4 protein-coding genes are annotated in these 6,090 nt (G+C 71.6%); 2 read left to right on the top strand and 2 right to left on the bottom strand.

Annotated features, from left to right (window positions below):
* Window positions 1–120: 120 nt before the first annotated feature.
* Window positions 121–1,398: a toxic anion resistance protein gene (locus ACR9ZK_RS09090; RefSeq protein WP_481341575.1), complete on the bottom strand. Its 1,278-nt coding sequence runs from the start codon at window positions 1,396–1,398 to the stop codon at window positions 121–123.
* A 434-nt stretch (window positions 1,399–1,832) separates the two neighbouring features.
* A complete protein-coding gene (locus ACR9ZK_RS09085) occupies window positions 1,833–2,615 on the bottom strand; it encodes a dioxygenase family protein (RefSeq protein WP_481341574.1) in 783 nt (260 codons plus the stop codon).
* A gap of 207 nt (window positions 2,616–2,822) precedes the next feature.
* Between ACR9ZK_RS09085 and topA the strand changes: the two genes are divergently transcribed.
* Window positions 2,823–5,582, top strand: a complete 2,760-nt coding sequence (gene topA / locus ACR9ZK_RS09080) for a type I DNA topoisomerase (RefSeq protein WP_481341573.1) — start codon at window positions 2,823–2,825, stop codon at window positions 5,580–5,582.
* A gap of 31 nt (window positions 5,583–5,613) precedes the next feature.
* Window positions 5,614–6,078: an N-acetyltransferase family protein gene (locus ACR9ZK_RS09075; RefSeq protein WP_481341572.1), complete on the top strand. Its 465-nt coding sequence runs from the start codon at window positions 5,614–5,616 to the stop codon at window positions 6,076–6,078.
* The last annotated feature ends 12 nt before the right edge of the window (window positions 6,079–6,090 follow it).

Raw genomic sequence — 6,090 nt, 5'->3', positions numbered from 1 at the left:
AAGAAACAGACCAAAGACCCACTGCGAGACCCCTCTTCATCGTCCCGATCACCGTCGGGGCCGGCCACCGGCCGGCCCCGCTCGTCCTTGCCGGGCAGCCCGGCTGATGTCACCGGCCCGTCATCGCGTCGGGCCGCGGAGGTCGAGGACGCCGGGCGCCGCGTTGGCGGACTGGCGTGCATCGTGCGAGGCGACCCGTTCGAGGTAGCTGCGCGACTTGGCGACCTCGGTCTCGAGCGTGCCGATCGTCGCGGCCATGGTGTCGAGCGCCCGCACCTTGAACTGGTCGATGGTGTCCATCGTCTCGTAGATGTTCGCGAAGGCCTTCTGCAGCGCCTCGATCGACAGCGTCGAGCCGGCGGCCTGCTCCTGGATGCGAGCCGAGTTCTGCTTCAGGGCCTCGGAGGTGCGCTCGATGAGCCCGGACGTCGTGGTGTTGAGCGCCGTGATCTGGTCGAGGACCAGCTGCTGGTTGTTCAGCGCCTGGGCCACGATGACGGCGGTGCGCAGCGCCGACACGGTGGTCGTCGTCGCGCGGTCGACGCCCTTGATGAGCTCGATGTTGTTCTTGATGATGATGTCGATGGCCAGGTAGTTCTGGATCGACACGGCCAGCTGCGTCAGCAGGTCCTGGTGCTTCTGCCGGACGTAGAACAGGACGTCCTCGCGCAGCGCCTTGGCCTTCTCCGGGTCGGTGACCTCGAGGGTCGCGACCTGCGCGGCGAGCTTGGCGTCGAGCCGCTCGGCGACGTAGACGTACTGGTTGAGCCGGCCCATCGACTCCCAGAGGTTCTTCTTCTCGAGGTTGAGCGCGACGTTGTCCTTGGTCAGCTCGTCCTGGCCGGACTGGAGCGAGTGCAGGATGCCGTTGAGGTGGCTCTGGGCCGACTGGTACTTGCGGAAGTAGTCGGTGACCCGGTCGCCGAACGGGATCATGCCGAGGAGCTTCTTGGCGCCCTGGGCCTGGGCAGGGTCGAGGTCCTCGACCGTGCGCCGGAGGTCGAGCAGCGTCTTGCCGACCTTCGAGCTGCCGGACAGGCCGCCCTCGTTGAGGGCCTTGACCGGCATCTGGAGCATCCGGTTGCTGCTCTCGGCGGCGAACCGGATCTCGTCGGTGCCCATGCTGCGCACGTCGGCCGCCCTGGACTCCCACTCGGGGGACTTCGCGGTGGTGCGCATGAGGCCTTCGAGGTAGGTGTCGACCTTCGAGTCCAGTCCGGGCAGCGCGGCCTCGGGCACGGCCGGGGCCATCTTCGGCGCCGCGGTCTCGGCGACCGGCTGGGCCGGTGCCGGGGCGGTGAGGACGAAGGCCTCGCTCGGCGGCGGGGCGAGAGGCGTCACCTGCTGAGCGGGGGCTGCCGGAGCTGCTGCGGCCTGGGCGGCGGGCTGGTCGGTCATCGTGCGACGGGTCCTTCCCCTCGGTGCCGGCCGCGTCGGCGACGCGACCGAAGTCCCTCGCCCGCGGGTCGGCCCCGGCTGCGCGCCGGGCCCGTGACCCGTCTCGGGCGTACGGCCACTCTACGTGCCGCGCGCCTGCGACGGGACGGCGATCTGCGGGGTTCCACGACGCCCGGAGGCCGCGTCCCGGGAGCCCCCGCGAGGGAGGTGTCGAGAGACCCGGGAACGCGGCCGACGGGGGCGACCACGGTTCGGTGCCAGGGGAAACACCGAGCCGCGGTCGCGTTTCGTGGGGCGCCCCACGCTCCTGGAACGACACGGGCCCCGCGGGAGTTCCGCGGGGCCCGGCCGGTTCTCCGGACGGATGCGCCCCGGGGCGTCCCCGCGCCTCTCCGCGGCGTCCCCGAGGCGCCCCCGGGGCGTCCCCGCGCGCGTCAGCCGAGCTGCCAGGAGCGCTTGCTCAGGCCGAACCAGAAGCCGTCGATGACGCTCTCGGAGCCCAGGTTCCCCGACGCGGAGGCGGCTCCGAGCGTCACGAACAGCGGTGCGAAGTGCTCGGTCCGCGGGTGCGCCTCGTGCGCGGCCGGGGCCTTGGCGGCGAAGTCGAGCAACGCGTCGACGTCCTGCGCGGCCATGGCCTCCCGGGCCCAGTGGTCGAACTCGGCGCTCGCCTGCGGGGGAGTGCCGTCGGCACCGCCGGCCGGGTTGAACCAGCGCAGGTTGTGGGTCGTGAAGCCGGAGCCGACGATGAGGGTGCCCTGCTCGCGCAGCGGCGCCAGGCGCCGGCCGATCTCGAAGAGGCCGCGCGGGTCGAGCGTGGGCATCGACATCTGCAGGACCGGCACGTCGGCGTCGGGGAACATCTCCTTCAGCGGGACGTACGCGCCGTGGTCGAGGCCACGGGCCTCGTCGCGGTGCACCTCGTGGCCGGGCGAGCTCAGCAGGCGCGTCACCTCGTCGGCCAGCTGCGGGGCGGCGGGCGCGTCGTAGGTGACCTCGTAGTACTTCTGCGGGAAGCCCCAGAAGTCGTAGGTCAGCGGTGCGCCGGTCGTCGAGCCGAGCGTCGTCGGGGCGTCCTCCCAGTGCGCGGAGACGATGAGGACGTCCTTCGGCTTCGGCAGGTCGGCCGACCACGCGGACAGCTCGGCCGTCCAGCGCCGGTCGTCGGCGAGCGGCGGGGCGCCGTGGCTGAGGTACAGGACGGGTGCGGCGGACATGGGGGCTCCTCCCGACAAGTTGAACTCTAAACTACCACGGGAACGCCGTCCGGGCGGGCTTTCTTCCCCGCCGACGGGCTGCCCGGTGCACCGGCGCGCGTGGGCCCTGCCGATGCCACGTGCCGCGGGCTGTTACGGTCAGGGCGCGTCCACGTCGGAGCAGCGACGAATCCGCTGCACGTGAGACCGGGAAGTCGTAGGTGTGTCATGGCTGCAGGCAAGGGCCGCAAGCTCGTCATCGTCGAGTCGCCCGCGAAGGCGAAGACGATCGCCGGGTACCTCGGCGGGGACTTCGAGGTCGAGGCGTCGGTGGGTCACATCCGCGACCTGCCGAACCCGTCCGAGCTGCCGGCCGACATGAAGAAGGGCCCGTTCGGCAAGTTCGCCGTCGACGTCGACAACGGCTTCGAGCCGTACTACGTCGTCGACCCGGACAAGAAGAAGAAGGTCGCCGACCTCAAGCGCCTCCTCAAGGACGCGAGCGAGCTCTATCTCGCCACCGATGAGGACCGCGAGGGCGAGGCCATCGCCTGGCACCTGCTCGAGGCCCTCAAGCCGCGGGTCCCGGTCAAGCGCATGGTCTTCCACGAGATCACCCGCGAGGCCATCCAGCGCGCCGTCAACGACACCCGTGAGCTCGACACCCGACTCGTCGACGCCCAGGAGACCCGCCGCATCCTCGACCGCCTCTACGGCTACGAGGTCAGCCCGGTCCTGTGGCGCAAGGTGCGCCAGGGGCTCTCGGCCGGACGCGTCCAGTCCGTCGCGACGCGGATGGTCGTCGAGCGCGAGCGCGAGCGGATGGCCTTCGTCAAGGCGTCCTACTGGGACGTCGAGGGCGAGTTCACGCCCGGGGGCGAGCAGCAGCGCTTCGCCGCGCGCCTGGCCTCCGTCGACGGTGCCCGCGTCGCCACCGGCCGCGACTTCTCGGACGCCGGTGAGCTGACCGGCAGGGGCGTCGTCCACCTCGACGAGGCCCTGGCCCGACGCATCGCCGAGGCGTGCACCGGCGCCGACGCGCGCGTCACCGACGTGCAGGAGAAGCCGTACACCCGCCGTCCGTCGGCCCCGTTCACCACCTCGACGCTCCAGCAGGAGGCCTCGCGCAAGCTGCGCCTGAGCAGCAAGAACGCGATGCGCGTGGCCCAGCGTCTCTACGAGAACGGCTACATCACCTACATGCGTACCGACAGCACGACGCTGTCGGACGCCGCGCTCACCGCCGCCCGCAGCCAGGCCCGCGACATGTACGGCGCCGAGTACGTGCCCGAGTCGCCGCGCCGCTACGAGAAGAAGGTCAAGAACGCGCAGGAGGCCCACGAGGCCATCCGGCCCGCCGGCGACCGGTTCCGCAGCCCGGCCCAGGTGGCCGGCGAGCTGCGCGGCGAGGAGTTCGCCCTCTACGAGCTGATCTGGAAGCGCACCGTCGCCTCCCAGATGGCCGACGCCCGCGGCTCGACGGCCACGGTGCGGCTGTCCGTCGACACCGCCGTCGAGGGCGCCCGGCAGGTCGAGTTCAGCGCGAGCGGCACCGTCATCACCTTCAAGGGCTTCCTCGCCGCCTACGAGGAGGGCCGCGACGACGAGGCCGTCGCCCGCGCCGACGCGGCCGCCGAGGAGCGCCGCCTTCCCCGGCTGTCCCCGGGCGTGGCCATCGAGGTCGTGCGTGCCGAGGCCGACGGGCACGAGACGAGCCCGCCCGCCCGTTACACCGAGGCGACGCTCGTCAAGGCGATGGAGGAGCGCGGCATCGGCCGCCCGTCCACGTACGCCGCGACCATCGGCACGATCCAGGACCGCGGCTACGTCTTCACCAAGGGCCAGGCCCTCGTGCCGACGTGGCTCGCGTTCGCCGTGACCCGCCTGCTCGAGGAGCACTTCGGAGAGCTCGTCGACTACGAGTTCACCGCGTCCATGGAGGAGGACCTCGACCGCATCGCCGGTGGCGAGGAGGGCCGCGCCGACTGGCTCAAGCGGTTCTACTTCGGCACCGAGGCCACCTCCGGCGCGGGGCTCAAGCAGCTCGTCGACGACCTCGGCGAGATCGACGCCAGGGAGATCAGCACCATCCCCCTCGGTGACGGCATGGTCGTGCGCGTCGGTCGCTACGGCCCCTACGTGGAGGAGGTCGGGCCCCGCGGCGTCGACCTCGAGACCGGCGAGGTCGCCGAGGGGGCAGACGGGTCCGCCACACCGCGCCGGGCGACGATCACCGACGACGTCGCGCCGGACGAGATGACGCCCGAGAAGGCCCGCGAGCTGCTCGAGGTCGCCGCCGACGACGGCCGGGTCCTCGGGCAGGACCCCGAGACCGGGCGCGACGTCGTCGCCCGCGCCGGACGCTACGGCCCGTACGTCACGGAGGTCATCGAGGACGAGGACGCGTCCGGTGGTGAGAAGCCCAAGGGCCGCAGGGTGGCCAAGGTCAAGCCGCGCACGGCCTCGTTGTTCAAGGACATGGACCTCGCCACCATCGACCTCGAGACCGCGCTGAAGCTGCTCAGCCTCCCGCGCCTCGTCGGCGTCGACGCCGAGGGCGTGGAGATCACCGCGCAGAACGGCCGCTACGGCCCGTACCTCAAGAAGGGCACGGACTCGCGCTCGCTGCAGACCGAGCAGCAGCTGTTCGACATCACGCTCGAGGAGGCGCTGGCGATCTACGCCCAGCCCAAGCAACGCGGGCGTGCCGCGTCGGCGCCGCTCAAGGAGCTCGGCACCGACCCGGTGAGCGGCAAGCCGGTCGTCGTCAAGGACGGCCGCTTCGGCCCGTACGTCACCGACGGCGAGACGAACGCGACGCTGCGCAAGGACGACGACCCGGCCTCGATCTCGCCCGAGCGCGGCTACGAGCTGCTCGCCGAGAAGCGCGCCAAGGGCCCGACGACGCGCAAGCGCGCCGCGACGAAGTCGACCCGCAAGACGGCCAGGAAGACCACGACGAAGAAGGCGGCATCCAAGAAGTCCTGACCGCCTCTGCGCCTCGCGCTAGCGTCGCCGTGTGATCGAGATCCGACGCCTCGGGCCGGCCGACCGGGACCGGTGGGAGTCGCTCTTCCGGGCCTACATCGCCTTCTACGGGCGCGAGCTGGACCAGTCCGCCTACGACAGGGCCTGGCGCGAGATCGGTTCGGACGCAAGGCTGCACGGTCTGGGCGCCTGGCTCGGGGGCGAGCTCGTCGGCATCACGCACTTCCTGGTTCACCCGAGCTCCAGCGAGCCCGACCTCTGCTACCTCGAGGACCTCTTCACCGACCCGGGCGTGCGCGGGCGAGGGGTCGCGCGGGCGCTCATCGCCGCGGTGCGCGAGTGGGCGCGCGGGCAGGGCTGCGGGAGCGTCTACTGGCAGACGCACGAGACCAACGCGGTCGCCCGCCGGCTCTACGACGAGGTGGCGAGCTACGACGGGTTCATCGTCTACACCGTCTCCGCCGGGGATCCTGCAGCGCCCGTCGGTGGGCAGTGAGAGGCTGACGCC

This window comes from Monashia sp. HAY1-5C (assembly GCF_056755255.1).
This window is presented reverse-complemented; position numbering and strand designations above follow the sequence as displayed.

What these genes read in the sequence shown, in the direction of transcription:
- topA (WP_481341573.1), top strand. Translation starts at nt 2,823, where the DNA reads ATGGCTGCAGGCAAGGGCCGCAAGCTCGTCATCGTCGAGTCGCCCGCG.
- ACR9ZK_RS09090 (WP_481341575.1), bottom strand. Translation starts at nt 1,398, where the DNA reads ATGACCGACCAGCCCGCCGCCCAGGCCGCAGCAGCTCCGGCAGCCCCC.
- ACR9ZK_RS09085 (WP_481341574.1), bottom strand. Translation starts at nt 2,615, where the DNA reads ATGTCCGCCGCACCCGTCCTGTACCTCAGCCACGGCGCCCCGCCGCTC.